Below are 20,480 nucleotides of genomic sequence, written 5' to 3' on the forward strand. Positions count from 1 at the left end.
AGTCTAAATCGCCCTTACTTCAAAACGACGATTTTGCTTCCCTTTACTTTTTACTTTATCAATAACAAGTGTTCCTATTTCACTCGTATTTTTCACATGTGTGCCTCCACAAGCTTGTTCGTCTAAATTTTCAATTGTAACAATGCGGATTTCTTGGATGGTAGTTGGCAGGAGATTTATTGCTGTTTTAATCATTCCTACAGCATTTTCTGCTTCTTCGCGGCTCATATAACGAGTGGAAATTTCTTTATTTTGCTTAATAAGTTTATTCACTTCCTCAACAATTTCTTCTACTTCCACGCTCGATAACTCTTGTAACTCATTAAAATCGATACGTGCTTTATCAGGATAAATTTGATTTCCGGTGCATAGAGCTCCATACTTTTCATAAACAACAGCTCCGATAAGATGCAATAAAGAGTGATGACGCATTAAATTATGACGTCTTTCCCAATTTATCTCTAATTTAACTGGACCTAATTTTACTTGAGCTTCATCTTTTATATAGTGAACTATTTCTCCCTGCTCCTTCTTTACTTTTTCAACCTCAAATACAGACCCATCTTGTACGATGACACCCGTATCACACTCTTGCCCTCCACCAGTTGGATAAAAAACTGTTTCTTTTACAAATACTTTATTCCCTTCTACTTTTATCACTTCTGTTTCGCAACTCGTTTTGTATGCATCTTCTAAATATAATGCCTTTGTCATACTCTCACCTCTTTAGTAGTTATAGTTATACCTACTAATATAAAAAAGAAGCTCCACAAAGTCAATTGATAATTCTGAAATTTAAAATTAATAAAAGACTCCTTTATTAGGAGTCCACTATCTCAATATTTCATTCGCTTCTTTTTCATAAATTTTATCAAATGACGTCATAACGCGCTGTGACGCCGAAATCATCTTTTGATCTGTCATAAGATCTGCCATCTCTTTCGTCATATCTACATTTGAATTTTCTAGCATATGATTTTTTACTATTCCTGTTCCGTTCGGTAAATTAGCAATGTTTCCTTCTGCTAGTGTAAAGCTTTTATTTTCACGTTGTACGAGACGTGCATTCGTTTCTGCATCTACTGTTTTTGTTTGCAAACGAGCAATATTATTTTGTGTTACTTCATCATATAATGTACCGTCTGCTTGTACAGCAACCTTTGCTCCTTCTGGAATACGAATACGCTCATTATTCTCTCCCATTACGAAAGCACCTGAAGATGTTTGTAAATATCGATCACTATTTAATGTGAAACTACCATCTCTCGTTAAAAACGTTTCATCATTTTTAGAAGTAACAAAAAATGATGTTGTGCCGGCCGCGCCGTCATCTAAAAAGAAATCTGTAGCGCTATTTGTCATTTGTATATTTCCTTGTACTAAATTCACATGCGTTGCAGCTGGTACTACAGCGTAATCGACCGAACCGATATTTGTTACCGCCCCATCTCCGCGGCGATATGTGTCTTGTACATCAAATACTTTAGACGTCATATTTTCTGCTTTAAATCCTGTCGTTTGAGCATTTGCAACGTTATTCGAATGAACATTAATACGCTGCATGTAATTCATCATGCCCATAGAACCTATATAAAGACCGTTCATATTCGTTTGAATAAGGCAAGCGCCTTATTCTTCACCTCTTTTCTACGATGTTTGTAACATTTGTTTTGCTAAATGTTCAGCTGTAGCGATATGTATATTTTTCTTTATGTCTTGGCCATCTGTCATTAATACAATAGGAGCTGATGATACTGCTGGAATTTTCAACAATTCGCCACTACTTGCTGTTTCATCAAATTTCGTAAACACAATACCATCTATATGAATATCTTTAAAGTTTGTAATAATTTCAATCATATCTTTACTTTTCATTGAAGCTGATAACGTTAAACAAATATAATCTGGTTCTACTTGTCCCATCGTTTCAATCATTTCTTCTACTGTTTCTGACGTACGATAATTTTTTCCAGCTGTATCAATTAAAATATAATCGACGCGTGCTTCTTCTTTAAAATACGTAAGCGCTCTTGTCATTGCAGCTTCATCACGCACAGCAATTACTTCCGATCCAATTGTCTTTACGTTATCTTGCAATTGCTGCACTGTCCCTATGCGCGAATGATCTGTCGTTATAAAACCAACTGTTTTGTTCTTACCGTGAAATTGCCATGCCATTTTCGCAAGTGTCGTCGTTTTACCAACGCCAGTTGGACCGATTAATGCAATTGTTTGTACTTCTTTTTCAAAGACGTTTTCCGTATTGAAATGAGATTTCATATCTTCCAATATGTACCTGATAACTTCTTCTTCCGTAATCATCGTTGCATTTTCAAACTTTATTTTTAACTTTTCAGCATATGCATGAATGAAATATTGTTCCACATCGTTTTGTTCTAGCATCCGAATTACTTTTTGAATAATAAACGGTACAGATTCTTGGTTTTCTTTCTTTGTAACCACTTCTTCTTTCTTTAGTGGAACGACTTGTTTCACAACTTTTTTCTTTTTCGTTACTTCCGTTTCTTTCATCGGTTTCACCACGACAATTCCTTTTTCAAACAGCTTTAATAGTTTCTCTTTTTTTCTTGCCCATTCTTCACTATTTCCTGTTTGCATCGCCGCGTATGACATAGGAGTCGTTACGTTTTCTAAATTGTGCAGTACTGATTGAATTCCATTCGCCTTCACAATTTGTTCTGAAGGATCATTCACAACATCCATTAACTGTTCATGAAATTGAGCTGTACCTTCATTCACTTCTTCCTGTTTTTCTTCTGGAAAAGCAACTAACATTTCATAATCCTTTTTCCAAAAAAACGGTATATTTCGTTTTACACTTTCATCGACAACGTAATAATAATCTGTACCATATTGGTCAAATAACTTTCGATACAATTCATTTTTCGAAGCTGCTTTTATTCGCATTAACGCTTCTTTCTTTTCTGTACTTTCCATTACTTCACCCCCTACTATTCAATATAGGCAATTTGATCCACAACAATTTCTGGTGCTAATTCGCTAATACAAAGTACTTGTGCTTCCACTTGATAACGTTCTAGCAGTCTTACAATCGCAAATCTAAAATCTTTTCTACGTGTTAATAACACTGGTTCTCTTCCCATTAAACGTGCTTGTTTAAAGACGCGCTGCACTTGCTCAACGACACGTGTTTCTAAATCTAAATCCCAGTTTAATAAGTAACCTTGATATGAATTATTCACAACATCCGCATCTAACTCAATTGAATCAGAGAAGAGCGCTGCATATATTTTTCCATCTGGATTTTTCGCATTTTCACAAATAACTTTTGAAATACATTCACGAACAAATGATGTTACACCATCCACGTGGTTTTGATAAATTTCTTTGCCGTCAATAATACCTTCAATAATTGTTGGTAAATCACGAATAGAAATACCTTCTTTTAGAAGTTGTTTAATAACATTTTGAACGAGTGATAAATCAATTTCTTTTTTCTTAATCTCTTCTAATAGAACGCCATTATCATTTTCAAGCGAGTTAATTAAGTCTTTTACATGTTGGCGCTGAATTAATTCATGAAGATTACGTCTAACGACAACATCTAAATGTGTAATTAATATGCTAAGTGGCTCTAACACTTGATAGCCTTTCATTTGTGCATCTTGCACCATATGCTCTAAAATCCAATATCCATCTTCACCGAAAATTGGATCTTTCGCTGGCTCTGCATCTAAATCAGCCATTACGTTTGGCGTTTTCAATGCTAATAAATAACCTGATTTTAAAACACCCTCAGCCGCCTTCGCACCTTTAATTCGAATAATGTAACGTCCGCGTGGTCTAAAACTCGTATTATCTTTAAAGTTAATTCCAGGAACGTTAATACCAAGGTCAGTAATAATTGACTTCCTCATAAGAACAACTTTATCACGCGCTGTTTCCCCGTTAATTTTCTGCTTTACAAGTGCTGCTAAATCTAAACCGAGTTCTACTATAATTGGATATTTATCCGTAAATACTCCAAATGAATCTTCCACTTGTTGCAGTTGCTCATCTTCGCCTTGAATCATTTCTATTTCTTTTTGAAGCTCGTCTTCTTTTTCTTTCTTTATTCGATTTTTATTACGAATGCCCAAGAAGATAATCATTCCGCCAACGAGTGCGAATGGTAGAAACGGTAGCGGAGTAAAAATACCCATTGCGATAAACAAACCACCGAGCGCATATACAACAACTTCATGTGCTAATAACTCTTTAAAGATTCCTTCCGTTACCGTATCCGGTGAACCATCAAATACACGCGTTACGATAATACCTGTTGAAATCGCAAGCATTAACGAACCGATTTGGTTTACGATTCCGTCACCGACAGTTAACTGTGTATAATGAAGAGCCGCATCTGCAAAGCTCATTCCTTGCTGCATCATTCCGACAATTAAACCGAAAATAATGTTTACGAATAAAATGACAATCCCGAAAATAACGTCCCCTTTAATGAACTTCCCGGCACCATCCATCGCTCCGTAAAACTCTGTTTCCATATTTAATTTTTTTCGTTTTGCTTGTGCATCTTTTTCTGAAATAATACGCTGGTTTAAATCAGCATCGATAGACATTTGTTTCCCTGGTAAAGAATCAAGTGTAAAACGAGCTGCTACTTCAGCTGTACGCGATGCACCGTTTGCAACGATAAACTGGAATATGATTAATACTGTAAAAATAACGATACCAATTAATAAGTTTCCGCCAATTACGAACTGGCCGAACTCTTCAATAACATGACCGGCATTTCCGTCTGTCAAAATCGCTCGCGTCGTCGAAACGTTAATCGATACGCGGAAAATCCCGATTAATAACAACATCGTCGGAAATGACTTTAATTCATCCCACTCGTTAATACTTGTCGCTCGCATATAAATAAGTACTGACATACTTAGTAGAAAAACGATAATGATATCAAGTATAAATGGTGGAAGTGGAATTAAGAGCGCCACTACGAATGACGCTGCTAAAAAGATAGAAAAATAGGTTCTTGCAGAATCTATCTTAAACAAAGAGATCTCCTCCAAACGCGCTATTATACTTCAAGTTCGTTCGTCTGAATTAAATAGCGCATAACTTCAATTACAGCTACGTATAAATCTTCTGGAATCGTCTCATCTTCCTCGACCTGATAATATAAAGAACGAGCAAGTGGACGGTTTTCCACCATTGGTATTTCTTGTTCACGGGCAAGCGTTCGTATATATAATGCGAGCTCATCTTCCCCTTTTGCAACGACAATTGGTGCTGCATCAACGTGTTTATTGTAACGAAGTACGACCGAAATATGAGTCGGGTTGTTTACAATAAACGTTGCGCCATCCATCTTCTTCGCAATTGTTCCTTGCAAGATTGCATGCATAAAGTTTTTTCGTTTCCCTTTAACTTGCGGGTCCCCTTCATTATCTTTATGCTCTTGTTTCACTTCTTCTTTTTTCATCTTAATATCTTGCTCGTACTCCCATTTTTGATAAATGAAATCAATAATAGAAAGAACGATTAAAATAATTAAAATTGCTAAGAAAATAAATTTAATTTCCCTAATAATTTCAGTAAGTGATGCAGTCCAGTTAAATCCAATCATACTGACAATTTTCTCTAAATTCTTTTTAAAGAGAACGTAAGCGACGTAACCGATTAATCCCATATAAAACAGTGATTTCAAAATATCTACTAAACTTTTACGACTAAACAGTCTCGTAAAATAGTTTTTCGGATTAATACGTGACGCTTTCGGTTTAATGACTTTAGAAGAAAATAGGAAGCCGACTTGAATCATATAATTGAATAAATGAAAAGCGTATACGAGTATTAATATCGGAGCTGATACTTTCAGTAATAAAATCCCCATTAAATAAAAATACTCGGTTGAATCTGTATTTTTTCCAATTTGATCAAACAGCACCGCTACGGAATTTGCAATCTCATACCCTAGCCAATCTCCGAAGAAATAAACGACAACTGCTAATACGAGAATGGAAAATAAATTATTTAAATCTTTACTCCGGGCAATATTCCCTTCTTCACGCGATTTTTTACGCTTCTGCGGGGTGGCCTTTTCTGTTTTATTATCCTTTGCCATGCGCGTCCCCCTACTTCGTTAAGAAAAAGTTAAATAGTTTCGTATATTCTTCAAGTAATACATCCGTCATATTTTTAAACACATAACCGAGCATCGGTACACTCATCGCAATAAACAAAATACCACATGTAATTTTAATTACGTATGCATTCATAAAAACGTTTAATTGCGGAGCGTTTTTTGCAATTAAAATTAGAACAAAGTTAATGATGAATAAACTTCCCATAAGCGGAAGAGCAATTTCAACCGCTGATGTGATCGCAAATAATAGCGTTGCGAGTAGACTATCTAAGAAACTAGTCGTCAGCAATTTTGAAATCGCCTCTGTATATTGAAACGACTTTAAAATCGTGGCAACGAAATAATTAATGCCGCCAAGTGAAATAAAAATAATGAGAAAAAATATATCAAAAATGGTTGATAGTAAAGTAGACTGTGAGCCCGCATTTACATCAAACAAACTTGCTTGTGATAAACCGATATCAAAGTCTAAAATATGCCCGGCCATTTTCGGAATGTTCCACAGCATTTCTACAATTTTTGAAAGTGATAATCCAATTACAATTTGCGTTCCTGCATAAGCTGCAACGTCCCAAACTGTCTTGATGTGAGAGACATCTACTTGATCAGCCACTGTAATTGAAAGAGCAAGTCCAACAGTAACCTTCGCCATTGCTGGAATGGATCGGCCTGAGAAAAACGGTAAAAAATATAAAAATGAAGTAATGCGACAAAACGCAAAAAACGTTGCCGCCCATAATTCCATATTCATTTCAGTTCACCTATCTTAGTACGAACGCAATAGCGATGGGATTTTATCAAATAAATCTAAAATAAGCATCGTTAACTCTTGGAACATCCACGGACCTAAAATGATAATAACGAGCACAATACTCGCCATTTTCGGTAAAAACGTCAGCGTTTGCTCTTGAATTTGCATCATTGCCATAATAACCGCGATAATAATAACGACAATCAGACTTACAACGGCAATCGGCATTAAAATCATAACCCCTTTATAAAAAAAGGTTTGGAAAATATCTATAATTGGTGACGTATTCATTTATATGACTCCTATCACATAGCATCAAACGCTTCAGGCGACCGTCTTAAACATAATATCGACAATTTTTGTATATCCACCTAAATATACGAAAACGAGTATTTTAAACGGTAAACTTAAAATCATCGGCGGTACCATCATCATCCCGAGGTACATTAAAAGTGTACTAATAATCAAATCTATAAATACAAACGCTAAATAAATGAACATCCCTGTTAGTAAACCTTTTTGAATTTGCGTTAACGTAAAGGATGGTACAAGTGTAAATAAGGAAAGATCTTTCAAATCTTTCGGCAACTCTTCTCCGCGTACTTTCAGCATCATTTTCAAATCATGCTTATACGTATGCTTTGACATATATTCTTTCATAATAGGAGCTGTCGTTTCCGCAGCTTGGCTTACTGTTATTTTCTCTTTCGTCATCGGATCCCACACATCGCTCTTCAGTTGCCCGAGTACAGGCTGCATCGTAAAGAGTGATAAAAATAATGCAAGTCCAACAAGCACTTGGTTTGGTGGTAAATTCATTACCCCAAGTCCTTGACGTGTAATCCCAAGAACGATCATAAAATAAGTAAAATGTGTAAATAATAGAACGATAGAAGAAGATAATGATAAAAGGGTAACGAGCGCAAATAGTTGTACACTTGAATTACTCGTAAACTCTTTTCCATTTTCGAAATTAATAAAACCGTTCGGGGCCGCATACGCTGGATTTACAAAAATAATTGAAAAAACGATAGAAAATACGAAAATAACGGCTAATAATGATAACTGTTTCTTTATTCTCATGATGGATCCTCTACTTTTTTCGTTTCAGTCTTCACCGCGTCTTCTAGTGCTTGTTGAAACTGATTTCCTGTTCCGGTTAATTGCACAGACTGCACACCGTTATTACTAATAACAGTGAACACTTGCTTTCCGTCCACTTCAAATAAAAAGGCACTCGTTTGATGATTCAAATACACGCCGTCTTTTACTTGAATATGGCCATTTTCACCCTGCTTAAAAAACTGCTGTTTGCGCGTCTTTTTCGTCATATAATATGCACCGTAACCGAGCGCACCAAACAGTAAAACGACTTGAAATAAGGTCGTCATATACGACATATGACTCCTCCTCTACTCTTTATCTTGCATTTGACTTTGGGCTTTCATAAGCGCCGCTTGTTTCTTATCAGCTTCAATTTCAGAAATGATAATACCGAATTTCTCGTCCATTACGATTGCTTCACCGATGCCGACTTTCATATTACTTAAATACACATCTACTTTATGTCCTAAGTTTTTCTCTACTTCCAGAACATCGCCAACTTTTAACTGCTTTACATCACCAAGTGTAATAGATGACTTTCCAAGCTTTACACCGAGTTCAATCGAAATATCTGAAACAGTATCAATATGTGCCTTACCTGCTTCATTTCGCTTTCCTGCAAAATCTTCTAATCCCATTAATGACACGGGAGATACTTCATGCTTCATATGGATCCTCCTACTCTACAAAACTTTTAAATAGGAGCGCCTTACGCGTTCCATCTTTTCCAATAAAACAATTAAATTTATGCTTTCCATCTACATAACCAAGTAATTCATCCGAAACTTTCGTATGAAGCGGAATAATATCGCCTTCTTCAATTTGTTCAATCTCACTCATTGTCATTTTCTGCTCACCAATTGCAACGTGAACAGGTTTGTACACTTGATTTACTTTCATTTCCACTTCAGACGTATACTTTTTACGTTTATCTGAAGAATGTTCGACAATATTTTCAGACGTTAACTTATCCATAATTTCTTCAACAGATAAGAATGGAATTCCGATACGCACCGTCGTATTCCAAAAATCTGTTTTCATATTTACGTTAAGTAATGAAATAATATCGCTCGCTGTCGTAATCTTTAGTGCATTCGGATCTGTTTCTGTCGTTACAAATTTCGGTTCAATCGCAACAACACTTTCAAATGATTGCTCTAAATTTTTACAAAGAAGCAAGAATATATTATCAAGCGTTAAAAACTCAAACGCTGTTAACGGTCTGCGCATCGTAAAGTTACGTTTACTATCTCCGCCAAGCCAACATTCATGAATATAAATAACGAATGCTAAATCAATCTCAATAACAATTTCTCCAAGCTCTGGTAAACCGAGATCAATTACGCAATATAAATAATAATCTTTCGGCATCTTCTCCACATACTCACTCGTAAATGGAACTTGCTCAACTGTTGAAGGTTCTAGTTCAATCGGAATACGCATACGCGCTGATAACGTCTGTGACGTCTGCTTTCCAAACGTAGAAGCAATCGCTTGCAAACTACGTAAATGCTCAACACCGAACTTCTCTGGTCTATTAAAATCATACTCTTGAAATTTCTCTTGCTTTCCTGCTTCTTGTGCGAAAGCTGGCATTTCCTCGCCTTCATTTACCGCCTTCAGCAGGGCATCAATTTGCTCTTGGCTTAATTTTTCGCCACTCATGACAATCCCCTTCCCTACCTTTTCAATTCAACGATTTCAACGTACATCTTTCCATTCTTCGTCAAAATCTTTCCGGTTCCAATCTCTTCATTCTCAAGCATAAGACGCACCGTATTTTTCGTTGAATTTTCAAGACGATACAATGTACCTTTCGTAATATGAAGCAGATCTTCAATTTTCTTTTTCGTATTTCCGATTTCAAAATAAATTGTTAACGGAATATCATCTTGTAATTTCAAATCTAGCCAACTCCCATATCATGTTCACGAAAATTTCATGTTCTCTCTATATATGAAACTTCTTATTTTGAAACGTCGATATTTAATATTTTTTTAATATATCCTTGCGTTTCTTTAAATGGCGGTACGCCTCCGTACTTTCTCACATTACCAGGACCAGCATTATAAGAAGCAAGCGCCAATACTAAGTCGCCGTTATTTTTCTTTAAATAACCGCTTAACTCTTTCACGCCACCTTCAATACTTTCAGCTGGTGAAAAGGGATTCTTCACACCCATCTCCTTCACATTCGCTGGCATAAGCTGCATAAGACCCATCGCACCGGCATGTGACACCGTTTTCGGATTAAAATTAGACTCTACTTCAATCATTTTTTGAATTAACGTTTTCGGAATTCCATATGTACGACTTACTCGATCAATAATATCCTCATACTTCCCTTCATTGGAAGAACGTATTTTTTGAATATTATACTTCTTCGTTAATTCCCACGTATCAGCGGCCTCATTTTTCGTTTCTGGGAAACGTCGTTCAAACTCTTTTTGCGCAACTTGCACTTCATCTGCTTTCTTCGTTTCAGCCTTTTCTTCAGGCTTACTCGCTTCCTCTACTTTATTAATAGTTTCTGCCGGTTTATTAACAACCGCTTCTATTTTCGTAGATTGTACCGGCTGACTCATATCTTCTACTTTTGCCGGCTGCGTAGTTTCTTTCGTCTCCTTCGCAGGTTCACTCTGCAACTTCTCTTGAAAACGACTACTAACGAATGCTTGTGGACTACTTAGCTTTTGCTGAATTTGCCCTTTCTTATATGCAAGCACTTCTTTTACTATATTTCCAACTATCATAATATCACCTTTTCGGTAAACAAAGATAATCTAATATTAGAGTTTTTTTTTAAAGTTTGCAATAATCCTTTTAATAATTATGTAATAAAAAAATGAATATATTGTTAAACTGTTATTTTTTTATATTTATTAATTCGAATTTTTAGTTGACACCCGTTGTGGCAAGGATTACAATAAATCTCGAAATTGATTTTTTCGCATATTACCGTTTTTCAATTTGCAGAAAAGTCAATATAAAAAAATGGGGGTTTCTTAACATGAGAATTAATACAAACATTAACAGCATGCGTACTCAAGAGTACATGCGCCAAAACCAAGCTAAAATGAGCAACGCTATGGACCGTTTATCAAGCGGTAAACGTATCAACAACGCTTCTGACGATGCAGCAGGTCTTGCAATCGCAACTCGTATGCGTGCTCGTGAAAGCGGATTAGGAGTAGCAGCTAACAACACTCAAGACGGTATTTCATTAATCCGTACTGCTGATTCAGCAATGAACTCAGTATCTAATATCTTACTTCGTATGCGTGACCTTGCAAACCAATCTGCAAATGGTACAAATACTAACGAAAACCAAGCTGCATTAAACAAAGAGTTTGATGCATTAAAAGAACAAATCGATTATATTTCTACAAACACTGAGTTCAATGATAAAAAATTATTAGATGGTTCAAATAAAACTATCGCAGTTCAAACATTAGATAATGCTGATACAAGTAAGCAAATTAACATCAACTTATCTAATGTGTCTACTAAAGAATTAGGACTTTCTACTTTATCTATTGGAACTGATAAAGTAGAAAAAACAGTATATGAAGCTACTGCAACATCATTTGACACTCTTGGAAAAACAACAGATGCCACTAAAGCGGATCTTGATCCACAAGTAAATGCTACTATGAAAGAATTTGAAAAGGTTAAATCTTTCATGTCTGCAGATGATGTGAAAAAAATCGAAGCAAAATTAGATGCCTACACTAAAGCAGATGATGCTGGATCAAAAGTTGCAGCACAAAACTTAGGTAAAGAATTTGCTACTTTAACAAAACTTGAGACTACAGATCTTAAAGCTAATGCTTCTGGTGCAATTGCATCGATCGATACAGCATTAAAAAACATTGCTTCTAACCGTGCAACTCTAGGTGCTACATTAAACCGTCTTGACTTTAACGTAAACAACCTGAAGAGCCAATCTTCTTCTATGGCTTCAGCTGCTTCTCAAATCGAAGACGCTGACATGGCGAAAGAAATGTCTGAAATGACTAAGTTCAAAATCTTGAACGAAGCTGGAATCAGCATGCTTTCTCAAGCAAACCAAACTCCACAAATGGTTTCTAAATTATTACAATAAGCCATTTGAGTTAGTTTCCTGAATAAACCTCTCTGCTTGCGGAGAGGTTTATTTTTTCTATATAGATAGATTATTTATAAAACTTTCTTTTTTATGTGAAAGAGAGTATCTGCCATGCATAGAAGCGGTCAGTGCTTATCTTGATCCCCTCTTATGCTAAAACACAAATAGCAAATAAGCATAAGCCTTTTATCTTTTCATGACCTTTTATTAGCTTTAGAACACTAACTATATCAATCTATAAGGGGTGTCTATTATGCGTATTGGTACGAATGTTTTGAGTATGAATGCTAGGCAGTCGTTGTATGAGAATGAGAAGCATATGAATGTGGCGATGGAGCATTTGGCGACTGGTAAGAAGTTAAATACTGCTTCTGATAATCCAGCGAATGTTGCAATTGTGACTCGTATGCACGCGCGAGCAAGTGGTATGCGCGTGGCGATTCGTAATAATGAAGATGCACTATCGATGCTTCGTACAGCGGAAGCTGCACTTCAAACTGTGACGAATATTTTACAGCGTATGCGTGATTTAGCTGTTCAATCCTCAAACGGTACAAATTCAAATACAAATCGTGATTCGCTGAATAAAGAGTTTCAGTCTTTAACAGAACAAATTGGCTATATTGGCGCGACGACTGAGTTTAATGATTTATCCGTATTTGACAGTCAAAACCGCCCTGTTACATTAGACGATATCGGTCATACGGTACATATATCAAAATCTATTCCCCCTTCCCCTACACAACATGACATCAAGATTTCAACAGAACAAGAAGCAAGAGCGGCGATTCTTAAAATTGAAGAGGCTTTACAAAGTGTGTCACTTCATCGTGCCGACCTTGGTGCTATGATGAATCGTTTACAATTTAATATTGAGAATTTAAATAGTCAAAGTATGGCGTTAACAGATGCTGCATCTCGAATTGAAGATGCAGACATGGCGCAGGAGATGAGTGATTTTTTAAAGTTCAAATTATTAACTGAAGTTGCCCTTAGTATGGTTTCACAAGCGAACCAAATTCCGCAAATGGTCTCTAAACTACTACAATTATAAAAATTAATCTTCCATCTTTGGAACGATTCCATACAAAACAAAAGGGAAATACATATAAACTATGTATCTCCCTTTTATTTTGTACCCAAATTTTATTACTGTGTTACCGTCATAACTTGTCCGCTACGGTCAACCATTATTTTCATTTTTCCGTCTTGTGCATTATATAGCCCAAGTTTATGTAATTCCATTTTACAATCTTGTACGAAAGTTGGTAATTTACGAATTTGATCAATATCAGAACTTGTAATGAAATGAATTAAAAGCTGCGTCATACCTTTAATATCTTGTACAAGCTCTTCTTTCTCTCGTTTTAGCCTTTCATTTTCTAGTTGTAACGACTGCAATTCACCTTCTAGACTACGTGTATTCTTTGCTTCCCTAGAACGCCCTGCTGCCATGCTAGAAAGCTTATAAATACCTTCCATAAACTGATGTAGTTCGTCTTCTTTCCTTTCACTACATTGATTAATTGTTTCAAAATTATCAACGATACCAGATATAACTGTTACAAGATTTTTTTCATCCTCTTTATGCTGGATTTCTTCTTTTAATTCGTACTCATTTTCTTGTTTTCTTGCAACGATTGTCTCTTTTACTGGTATATATTTTCGCTTTCGTCCTGGTTTTTGTTTTTCAATATTTTCAAACGGTATTTCACGTTTTTTCAATTTATAATACGTATTTTGCAATTGACTTTCTGTTTTTGGAAAAAGATTTAGTTCATTTTTACTTACGTATTTTGAAATATTTAAAATGTTTAACCCGTGACGTTGACAAAATTGATACACTTCATACAGTAGCTCTAGTTCAGACTTCAGCCATGTAATTGCTGATTTTTCATATGCTCGCATCCCGCCATTTTTTTCTATATCTATTTGAAATAATACCATTCTATTATGTAAATCAACTAATTCTTCATACTTTACTTGGAATTCTTTTTCTATTTTTTTAAATTCCACCTCTAGTTGCATATCGTTCATTTTATTATTTGACATGTTTTGTAAAAGACCTAATACATTAATTGCTGTGTGGTGATACATAATCTGTGCCACTCCCCCTCATCCTTTCACAATTCTCATCTGACTCCCATGTCTTTTAAGAAAATAGCAATTTTTACATATCCATATTATAACAGTTCGAAATTATCTGTCAAATAATAAACATACAAAAATGTATAGAAAGTATAAAAATTTGGAAAATGTTTTTTATTAATATGCAAAATTGCATATTAATTACATTTAATTATATTATATGGTATTTTGAATATTTTTTCACCGAAAAAATTTGCGCTACCACGAAATATTAATAAAATAACCATTGAAAATGCGTTTGCTTATATTTTTAAATCAAAAATCTTCAAATGAAGAATTTTCATACATACAGCGACAAACACCCCAGAAACCTTTCATTTTTCTACCAGCTTAAAGTATAGAATACTAAAAAGGAATTAGCCATATGTAGCATTGGCTAATTCCTTCCTCTCTCTAACAGAATAGAGTTATAAACCCAGTCTTCAAATCCTCAATCGAAGTCTCACTTCTTCTTACCTAAAACTACTTCATACCTCTGAACTCACATCGCATGAGACTCTATTAAGCACTGAAAACTTCCTTACATAAGTAGTTCCTCTATTCCTACTAAATAGAAAAATGTTATACACCAGCTCTTCTAGTTACCTATATCTCAACATCGCATAGGGCTCTATTAAGCACTGACCGCTCAACACTTGGCTAGAGCTTCTATTCCGGCTAAATAGAAACTTTTAAAGTACTAACTTATCAACTAAACCAATTAGCTCTTGAATATCTGGCTTACTTACTTGAGCATTTGCTCCTACAGCTTCACCTTTATGGAATAATTCATTTGTAATTAATGAAGAGAAAATAATGACTGGTAAACGATTCATTACTTCACTATCCTTAACCACTTTCGTTAAATGATGTCCATCCATTTTTGGCATTTCAATATCCGTAATTAGCAAGTGAATATGTTCAAACATTTTTTCGCCTTGCTCTTTCGCTAATTTTTCAATTTGTGCTAACGCTTCTGCACCATTGCTGAAGAAGTTCATTTTCGTATATCCAGCTGATGATAATGTTTCTTCTAATATTTGGCGAAGCATCGCTGAATCTTCTGCAATGTAAATTACTTTTTCAGCTCGATCTGTTTTTTGTTCTAATCCTGCAATTGATTTATTGTCATAACCAGTGCCGCTAATTTCACATACAATTTTTTCATAATCTAATAGTAAGATGATTTTTCCATCTAGTTTTACAATACCAGATGTCGTTTCTTCTAGTCCCATAGATAATGAAGCAGGTTCATCAATTTGTTCCCACGAAATACGTTGAATACGATGCACTTCATCAACGCGGAAAATAACTTTCATTTGGTTTAATTCTGAGATGATAAATTTCGTTTGATCAAGTGGCTTTGTTGACTTTAAATTAAGAGCCATTGCCAAGTTAATAACAGGTAAAATTTCACCACGTACTTGAACAACACCTTCAACTGCATGATGAGATTCTGGCACAGTTGTAACAGGGAATGGATTAATGATTTCACGTACTTTCATTACATTAATACTAAATAGGTTTTCACCAACAGTGTACGTAACAATCTCTAATTCATTTGTTCCGCTTTCTAATAAAATACTTTGTGCTTGTGACATAAAGGTGTCGCTCCCCTTCCATTAATTCCGTATATCTAATTATTAAGCTTTATAAAAGCGAAAAAGTCAACTACCTATATAAAAAATATAGATAGTCGAACGATTCATTTTATTAAAAAACAATTAATCTTGTATAAACGAAGCAAGTGCCTCTAATAACACTTCTTGTGCTCCTACAATTTCGGTCGGCATTGCTTCCCATTTTTTCGAAAGCTCCGTCTCTACTCTTATTCTCAGCTCAGAATTCATTTCTGCTAGCACATATTCTTTCGTTGCTATATCAACATCAAGTAGCGCAAGTGCATATAATTCCGGGTCATTTATTTCTTCGAATAATCGTTTTAATACTACCGGTGCTATATGTTTTAATTTTTCAATATGAATTTCCTTATCCGAAAATAGTAACTCATATTGAATAAACGTAACATTTTCTTTAATCACTTTAAAATAACAATTATTTTTTTTATCATTCACAAAATAACCGTTTGGATCTGCAATAATACTCTCTACTTTACGAATTAAATCTGGCAAACTATTCGCCGCCATTACAGTCCGCTGCTCTACCTCACTCGGCGAAATGAATGTAACGCGATACTTATTTTGCGCCATCCTCCTCACCTCTCCTTTTATAGAAATTCAGTCTAATTGTATACTACAACTACCTTAAATTAACTTAAAACTATTTTATATTACCACTTCTTACACTACCATACTACTCTAGTAACGCTACATATCTCTGGTCTTACACATCGGTCGGGACTCTATTAGACACTAACCGCTCCAAAACATCGCCAGGTCCTCTCTCAAAACCTAAAAAGTGCTTTTAAGAACCTTTCAATAACTCTATGTTATTAAACCAAAACGCTATCTGCTGATCCGTAATATTTGGCAACATAACAAAAAACTCACGACACTTCATCTCATCCTTAAACAGTTGATACTTCCAAACAGTATCGCTACCAACACTTATGAAATAAAACTCATGGATACGGCCAATGATTGCTTGTTTTTCACCAAATGAATACGGAGGCACTTGCTTAATTTCAAATTGATCTGGTAAATATACATGCTCTTCTCGTTCTATTTTTAATACTTGCTCGGCAAGCTCACGTTTATTTTCGAAAAAAGGCAATTGTAAAATTCGCTCTTGTCTTGTCATACGAATAAAAAACCCTTTCTACTCCATTACATTTTTTCCATGCGATATATTATCGAATTAAGTTTACAACTTCATTTAATACTTCATCTGAAACTTTAATAACTTTCGCATTTCCTTGGAATCCGCGTTGATATAACATTAAGTCAACGAATTCTACAGATAAATCTACGTTTGCACCTTCTTGTGCACCACCGCGTACTTTACCTGCACCATTTTGACCAGATGCACCAAGAGCTAAAATACCTGTTGTATTCGTAGCTGTATAGTTACCATTACCTGTTTTCATTAGTCCGCCTTCGTTCGGGAACATCGCAACAGCTAATTGACCTGCTGATTTCATACTTCCATCAGAATATTTTACCATTACATATCCACCGTCAGCAATGAAGCAATCTTTAACCGTCGCTGCTGCTCTACCATCTACGTCTGTTACTGATAATGTTTTATCTGTTGGATGATTTGTTAAATGACTTAAGTCTAATCTTATAGAGCCACCGTCAAATGGAATATTGGCTCCTTGCTCTTTCGGATTTGGATTTCCGACAGCATCAAATGTCATATTACCACCTGCACCTGGAACATCCTTAAACTCTGTTTCTTTTTTCGAGTCATTACGCATTTGTACTTTATATGTATAGTTATGTTCACTCGTTTGTTTAAACTCTACACGCATTGTCCATGTATTCCCCGCATTATCATATACAGGTAAATCTTGTGTAATTTGTTTTTCACCAGTTGGAATATTCCCTTTAATTGTCCCTTTCGATGTTCGAATACCACCAATTGCTGTTCCCATTGGAATTTGCAACGGTCCTGGAATTCCAGATAAATCAACTTCACCAGTTGCCTCATTTGCAGGGTATGCAAATACGTATTGACCTTCAGTATTCGTAATATAGTAATCTGAAGATATCCCAAACGTACCTTTACGAGTAAATTCCATATTTCCGCCTTTTGAATCACCCACAACGAAGAAACCATTACCTTCCATTGCCGCTTGTGTTTTACCACCTGTTAACGTAATTGTACCATCACTATAATCCGTAACCGTACCACTCATTTTCACACCGTTACCAATACTTTTCGGATTTGTTCCGGCATATTTACCGTCACCTTTTGCACCAATCGAATTGTTATATAGTAAATCATCAAACATTGCTTTTTGTTTTTTGTAACCTACTGTTTGTGCATTGGCAATATTATTTGAAGTTACACTTAATGCATTTTGTGTTGCATTCATTCCTGTAATACTTGTATATAACGCTTTAATCATAACGTATGGACACTCCTTATGAATTTGTAGTTTTTACTTCTTCAGTTACTTTTTGATCGTCTTTCTTTGCGTCTTCTGGATTCGTTTCTCCAATCGGTTTATCAGACACTCTCTCAACGAAACGAAGAGATACAACTTTATTATTAATAACGAGCTGCACATCGTTATTTTCTGCAAGGCGAACTGTCTCTACTTGACCAGTTACTTTGTTTCCTTCGCCGTCAACACCTCTTACGTATTTCCCTAAAAACTTCATTCCACCATCAAGTGCTGTTGAATACATCGTTGATTGCAGCTTATCTACTGCTTTCGTCATATTCTGTACTTGTTCCATAAGAGATAACTGCGCTGTCTGATTCATCATTTGATTCATATCCATCGCATTAAATGGATCTTGATGTTGGAAACTTGATAAAAATAATTTTAGGAAATCATCTTTCCCCATTACCCCAGGAGTCTTTTGCGCTCCTGCCGAAACTCCATTACTTTGTTGCACTGGCGATTGTACACCATTAACAGGTACATTACTTTTTTGCGCTCCTGCTTGTAACGGAATATGATTTGTACTCGTTGTATTTAATCCAACTGTTGGCACGCTTTATTCCTCCAATAATCCCGCAAATTCTGTTGATTGTTGTTTTTCATGATTTGTATTTGCTAATTTTTGTTTTTGCCTTTGCTCTTGTTCTCGCTGTTCTTTACGATTTTCATCTTTATCTGAATAGCTAATTTGAATATTGATTTCTTTTTCTTTTAACTTTAATCTCAATTCATCAAAAATGATTTCAACACGTTTTTTCGCATCGTGTTTTTCCATTTCTACGTGAACGTCAATTTGATCTCCGTGTTTTTTCATAAACACTGTTAATGTACCAAGTTTTTCTGGATTTAACTGGAATAAAACACGTTCTTGTTTCACTACAAATTTTTGCAGCGCTTCTACTTGCGCTTCCATTTTCTTTCCTAAGTCAGGTAATGAAACTTTCTCAGCACCACTATTTGATTTCCCTACTTGTTCGGTACTCGTCGTTTTATTTAATAATTCTGCACCTGCAGAGCTCGAATCGTTTAATGCATCAACTTCTGGCAACTCTACCTTTGCATCATCGCTCTCAAGTTTCGGAAGATCTACCTCTTTAGACTCTTCTTGTTCCTTTGCAATATTACAAGTTTCTGTTTCTACAACCTTCAATGCTTGCATCGTTTGCTCTGGCATCTTCATTTTGTCTAATACCATTTGCATTGTATCTTCTAAACATATAGCATTTTTGATATTCATATTTGAAAGAAGTTCTTGTAATTGTTGTAATTCAGCTGCAGGTAATTCATTAAGTTTAATATTGCCATATTCTTTATATAGCTCTTGTATTTTTTGTATGTATTGATATAACAATTCCGGCTGCACATGTAATTGCTCAATTGCAACCATTTGCTCAGATACAGCTAATAACAACTGTTCTGTCTCTTTTTTTTCTTCTTTCTTTACAATTGGTTCTTCTTTCGTTACCGATGGTTTAGAAAGGTTATATTCTTTTTTCTCTTCTTTTGGTGCTTCTTCTCGTTTCGTTTTCTCCGTTTTTGGCTGCTTTTTATTTTCGATTCTCATCGTACGATCGAATGAAGAATCTTCATTTTTCGATTGTACTTCTAGCCCTTTTTCTTTTTGCGGAGGTAAACTTTGTTGCACCGGTAATACAGACTGTATCACTACATTCACCTCATCCATTCATACACATTTTCAAATCCAGAAGCATTTTTTCTTCCAGCTTTTCTTGTGCTTTCGCAAGCTTTCTGCAATCTTCTTGATACATCTCATCAATGACACGTTCTTTTTCTTTTACTTGCTCTAAAAGGCTTTCATTTTTTTGAATAAAACCTTCTGTTTTTTTAATTTTTCGATTCCATTCTTCTATTCTTTCAGGTGAAAACGTATGTGAAGAAAGCATGCCAGCCATAATACGTTGCCCAGTTTGTACGACTTTACTACGCGATTTCACAACATATAAATCATATTCTTTTTTTTGTTCTATTTTTCTTTTTTCAGCTGTTAATTCATACACTTCTTTTAAAATATGCTCTTTTTCTTGATTTATTTGCAATTTTATTGTGTCGTACTGCTGTTTATCCACCTGTTTTCATAGCCCCTTCCTATTATAACGTTCTCTTTTTCTATTATATAGTTTTTTTCCAAAAAAATCTGTGAAATATTAAAAAACAAAAAAATAAGA

General features: G+C 35.2%; 23 protein-coding genes. 2 read left to right on the forward strand and 21 right to left on the reverse strand.

Going from position 1 to position 20,480, the window contains the following annotated elements; all coding sequences use genetic code 11:
• Nucleotides 1-3: 3 nt before the first annotated feature.
• From M1D66_RS18520 to M1D66_RS18580, 13 genes are all read right to left on the reverse strand, one after another.
• Nucleotides 4-714, reverse strand: a complete 711-nt coding sequence (locus tag M1D66_RS18520) for an alanyl-tRNA editing protein (RefSeq protein ID WP_242285019.1) — start codon at nt 712-714, stop codon at nt 4-6.
• A 117-nt stretch (nt 715-831) separates the two neighbouring features.
• Nucleotides 832-1,605, reverse strand: a complete 774-nt coding sequence (locus M1D66_RS18525; RefSeq protein ID WP_086384953.1) for a flagellar basal-body rod protein FlgG — start codon at nt 1,603-1,605, stop codon at nt 832-834.
• A 42-nt stretch (nt 1,606-1,647) separates the two neighbouring features.
• The gene (gene flhF / locus M1D66_RS18530; RefSeq protein ID WP_016122232.1) at nt 1,648-2,958 is read right to left on the reverse strand and encodes a flagellar biosynthesis GTPase FlhF; all 1,311 of its coding nucleotides are present in this window, start codon (nt 2,956-2,958) and stop codon (nt 1,648-1,650) included.
• A gap of 14 nt (nt 2,959-2,972) precedes the next feature.
• The gene (gene flhA, locus M1D66_RS18535; RefSeq protein WP_242554690.1) at nt 2,973-5,039 is read right to left on the reverse strand and encodes a flagellar biosynthesis protein FlhA; all 2,067 of its coding nucleotides are present in this window, start codon (nt 5,037-5,039) and stop codon (nt 2,973-2,975) included.
• A 23-nt stretch (nt 5,040-5,062) separates the two neighbouring features.
• Complete coding sequence (gene flhB / locus M1D66_RS18540; protein WP_001030111.1) at nt 5,063-6,109, reverse strand: flagellar type III secretion system protein FlhB; 1,047 nt, start codon at nt 6,107-6,109, stop codon at nt 5,063-5,065.
• 10 nt (nt 6,110-6,119) lie between these two features.
• Nucleotides 6,120-6,881, reverse strand: coding sequence for a flagellar biosynthetic protein FliR (locus M1D66_RS18545; RefSeq protein ID WP_001055718.1), 762 nt, complete (start codon nt 6,879-6,881; stop codon nt 6,120-6,122).
• A gap of 15 nt (nt 6,882-6,896) precedes the next feature.
• Nucleotides 6,897-7,172 carry a flagellar biosynthetic protein FliQ gene (locus tag M1D66_RS18550; protein WP_001098080.1) on the reverse strand — a complete coding sequence of 92 codons (276 nt, stop codon included), beginning with the start codon at nt 7,170-7,172 and terminating at the stop codon, nt 6,897-6,899.
• Between the two features lie 33 nt (nt 7,173-7,205).
• The gene (locus M1D66_RS18555; RefSeq protein WP_001220582.1) at nt 7,206-7,964 is read right to left on the reverse strand and encodes a flagellar type III secretion system pore protein FliP; all 759 of its coding nucleotides are present in this window, start codon (nt 7,962-7,964) and stop codon (nt 7,206-7,208) included.
• Nucleotides 7,961-8,281 (reverse strand): hypothetical protein, encoded by a 321-nt coding sequence (locus M1D66_RS18560; protein ID WP_000121178.1) that lies wholly within the window; start codon nt 8,279-8,281, stop codon nt 7,961-7,963. Before M1D66_RS18560 ends, M1D66_RS18555 begins: the two co-directional genes overlap by 4 nt.
• 12 nt (nt 8,282-8,293) lie before the next feature.
• Nucleotides 8,294-8,653, reverse strand: coding sequence for a flagellar motor switch protein FliN (fliN, locus tag M1D66_RS18565; protein WP_000680010.1), 360 nt, complete (start codon nt 8,651-8,653; stop codon nt 8,294-8,296).
• Between the two features lie 10 nt (nt 8,654-8,663).
• Nucleotides 8,664-9,650, reverse strand: coding sequence for a flagellar motor switch protein FliM (gene fliM / locus M1D66_RS18570; RefSeq protein ID WP_000012356.1), 987 nt, complete (start codon nt 9,648-9,650; stop codon nt 8,664-8,666).
• Between the two features lie 14 nt (nt 9,651-9,664).
• On the reverse strand, nt 9,665-9,889 hold the full coding sequence (locus tag M1D66_RS18575; protein ID WP_000775712.1) for a flagellar motor switch protein FliN: 225 nt from the start codon (nt 9,887-9,889) through the stop codon (nt 9,665-9,667).
• Between the two features lie 62 nt (nt 9,890-9,951).
• The gene (locus M1D66_RS18580; protein ID WP_078385178.1) at nt 9,952-10,737 is read right to left on the reverse strand and encodes a lytic transglycosylase domain-containing protein; all 786 of its coding nucleotides are present in this window, start codon (nt 10,735-10,737) and stop codon (nt 9,952-9,954) included.
• A 257-nt stretch (nt 10,738-10,994) separates the two neighbouring features.
• Here M1D66_RS18580 and M1D66_RS18585 point away from each other — a divergent pair, with 257 nt between their 5' ends.
• A complete protein-coding gene (locus tag M1D66_RS18585; RefSeq protein WP_121868183.1) occupies nt 10,995-12,089 on the forward strand; it encodes a flagellin N-terminal helical domain-containing protein in 1,095 nt (364 codons plus the stop codon).
• 256 nt (nt 12,090-12,345) lie between these two features.
• Nucleotides 12,346-13,146 carry a flagellin N-terminal helical domain-containing protein gene (locus tag M1D66_RS18590; protein WP_242554691.1) on the forward strand — a complete coding sequence of 267 codons (801 nt, stop codon included), beginning with the start codon at nt 12,346-12,348 and terminating at the stop codon, nt 13,144-13,146.
• Nucleotides 13,147-13,241: 95 nt separating this feature from the next.
• Here the strand turns inward: M1D66_RS18590 and M1D66_RS18595 are convergent, their stop codons facing one another.
• The 8 genes from M1D66_RS18595 to M1D66_RS18630 form a co-directional block, all read right to left on the reverse strand.
• Nucleotides 13,242-14,189, reverse strand: coding sequence for a DNA-binding domain-containing protein (locus tag M1D66_RS18595; protein ID WP_000274682.1), 948 nt, complete (start codon nt 14,187-14,189; stop codon nt 13,242-13,244).
• Nucleotides 14,190-14,911: 722 nt separating this feature from the next.
• Nucleotides 14,912-15,820: a chemotaxis protein gene (locus M1D66_RS18600; RefSeq protein WP_000075943.1), complete on the reverse strand. Its 909-nt coding sequence runs from the start codon at nt 15,818-15,820 to the stop codon at nt 14,912-14,914.
• Between the two features lie 123 nt (nt 15,821-15,943).
• A complete protein-coding gene (locus M1D66_RS18605; RefSeq protein WP_000068298.1) occupies nt 15,944-16,429 on the reverse strand; it encodes a hypothetical protein in 486 nt (161 codons plus the stop codon).
• Nucleotides 16,430-16,643: 214 nt separating this feature from the next.
• Nucleotides 16,644-16,979 carry a DUF3964 family protein gene (locus M1D66_RS18610; protein ID WP_000198169.1) on the reverse strand — a complete coding sequence of 112 codons (336 nt, stop codon included), beginning with the start codon at nt 16,977-16,979 and terminating at the stop codon, nt 16,644-16,646.
• Nucleotides 16,980-17,028: 49 nt separating this feature from the next.
• Nucleotides 17,029-18,252, reverse strand: coding sequence for a flagellar hook protein FlgE (locus tag M1D66_RS18615; protein ID WP_086384958.1), 1,224 nt, complete (start codon nt 18,250-18,252; stop codon nt 17,029-17,031).
• Nucleotides 18,253-18,268: 16 nt separating this feature from the next.
• A complete protein-coding gene (locus tag M1D66_RS18620) occupies nt 18,269-18,847 on the reverse strand; it encodes a flagellar hook assembly protein FlgD (protein ID WP_001143463.1) in 579 nt (192 codons plus the stop codon).
• A gap of 3 nt (nt 18,848-18,850) precedes the next feature.
• Complete coding sequence (locus tag M1D66_RS18625) at nt 18,851-19,960, reverse strand: flagellar hook-length control protein FliK (RefSeq protein ID WP_000616450.1); 1,110 nt, start codon at nt 19,958-19,960, stop codon at nt 18,851-18,853.
• 10 nt (nt 19,961-19,970) lie between these two features.
• Nucleotides 19,971-20,381 carry a hypothetical protein gene (locus tag M1D66_RS18630; RefSeq protein ID WP_000360859.1) on the reverse strand — a complete coding sequence of 137 codons (411 nt, stop codon included), beginning with the start codon at nt 20,379-20,381 and terminating at the stop codon, nt 19,971-19,973.
• Nucleotides 20,382-20,480 lie beyond the last annotated feature (99 nt).

It is taken from the genome of Bacillus sp. PK6-16 (assembly GCF_056530295.1).

Excerpts from the sequence above, each read along its gene's own strand:
- M1D66_RS18525 (WP_086384953.1), bottom strand. The coding sequence starts at position 1,605 with ATGAACGGTCTTTATATAGGTTCTATGGGCATGATGAATTACATGCAG.
- M1D66_RS18580 (WP_078385178.1), bottom strand. The coding sequence starts at position 10,737 with ATGATAGTTGGAAATATAGTAAAAGAAGTGCTTGCATATAAGAAAGGG.
- M1D66_RS18545 (WP_001055718.1), bottom strand. The coding sequence starts at position 6,881 with ATGAATATGGAATTATGGGCGGCAACGTTTTTTGCGTTTTGTCGCATT.
- flhF (WP_016122232.1), bottom strand. The coding sequence starts at position 2,958 with ATGGAAAGTACAGAAAAGAAAGAAGCGTTAATGCGAATAAAAGCAGCT.
- M1D66_RS18555 (WP_001220582.1), bottom strand. The coding sequence starts at position 7,964 with ATGAGAATAAAGAAACAGTTATCATTATTAGCCGTTATTTTCGTATTT.
- M1D66_RS18550 (WP_001098080.1), bottom strand. The coding sequence starts at position 7,172 with ATGAATACGTCACCAATTATAGATATTTTCCAAACCTTTTTTTATAAA.
- M1D66_RS18560 (WP_000121178.1), bottom strand. The coding sequence starts at position 8,281 with ATGTCGTATATGACGACCTTATTTCAAGTCGTTTTACTGTTTGGTGCG.
- fliM (WP_000012356.1), bottom strand. The coding sequence starts at position 9,650 with ATGAGTGGCGAAAAATTAAGCCAAGAGCAAATTGATGCCCTGCTGAAG.
- M1D66_RS18605 (WP_000068298.1), bottom strand. The coding sequence starts at position 16,429 with ATGGCGCAAAATAAGTATCGCGTTACATTCATTTCGCCGAGTGAGGTA.
- M1D66_RS18590 (WP_242554691.1), top strand. The coding sequence starts at position 12,346 with ATGCGTATTGGTACGAATGTTTTGAGTATGAATGCTAGGCAGTCGTTG.
- M1D66_RS18615 (WP_086384958.1), bottom strand. The coding sequence starts at position 18,252 with ATGATTAAAGCGTTATATACAAGTATTACAGGAATGAATGCAACACAA.
- M1D66_RS18520 (WP_242285019.1), bottom strand. The coding sequence starts at position 714 with ATGACAAAGGCATTATATTTAGAAGATGCATACAAAACGAGTTGCGAA.
- M1D66_RS18595 (WP_000274682.1), bottom strand. The coding sequence starts at position 14,189 with ATGTATCACCACACAGCAATTAATGTATTAGGTCTTTTACAAAACATG.
- flhB (WP_001030111.1), bottom strand. The coding sequence starts at position 6,109 with ATGGCAAAGGATAATAAAACAGAAAAGGCCACCCCGCAGAAGCGTAAA.
- M1D66_RS18600 (WP_000075943.1), bottom strand. The coding sequence starts at position 15,820 with ATGTCACAAGCACAAAGTATTTTATTAGAAAGCGGAACAAATGAATTA.
- M1D66_RS18585 (WP_121868183.1), top strand. The coding sequence starts at position 10,995 with ATGAGAATTAATACAAACATTAACAGCATGCGTACTCAAGAGTACATG.
- fliN (WP_000680010.1), bottom strand. The coding sequence starts at position 8,653 with ATGAAGCATGAAGTATCTCCCGTGTCATTAATGGGATTAGAAGATTTT.
- M1D66_RS18610 (WP_000198169.1), bottom strand. The coding sequence starts at position 16,979 with ATGACAAGACAAGAGCGAATTTTACAATTGCCTTTTTTCGAAAATAAA.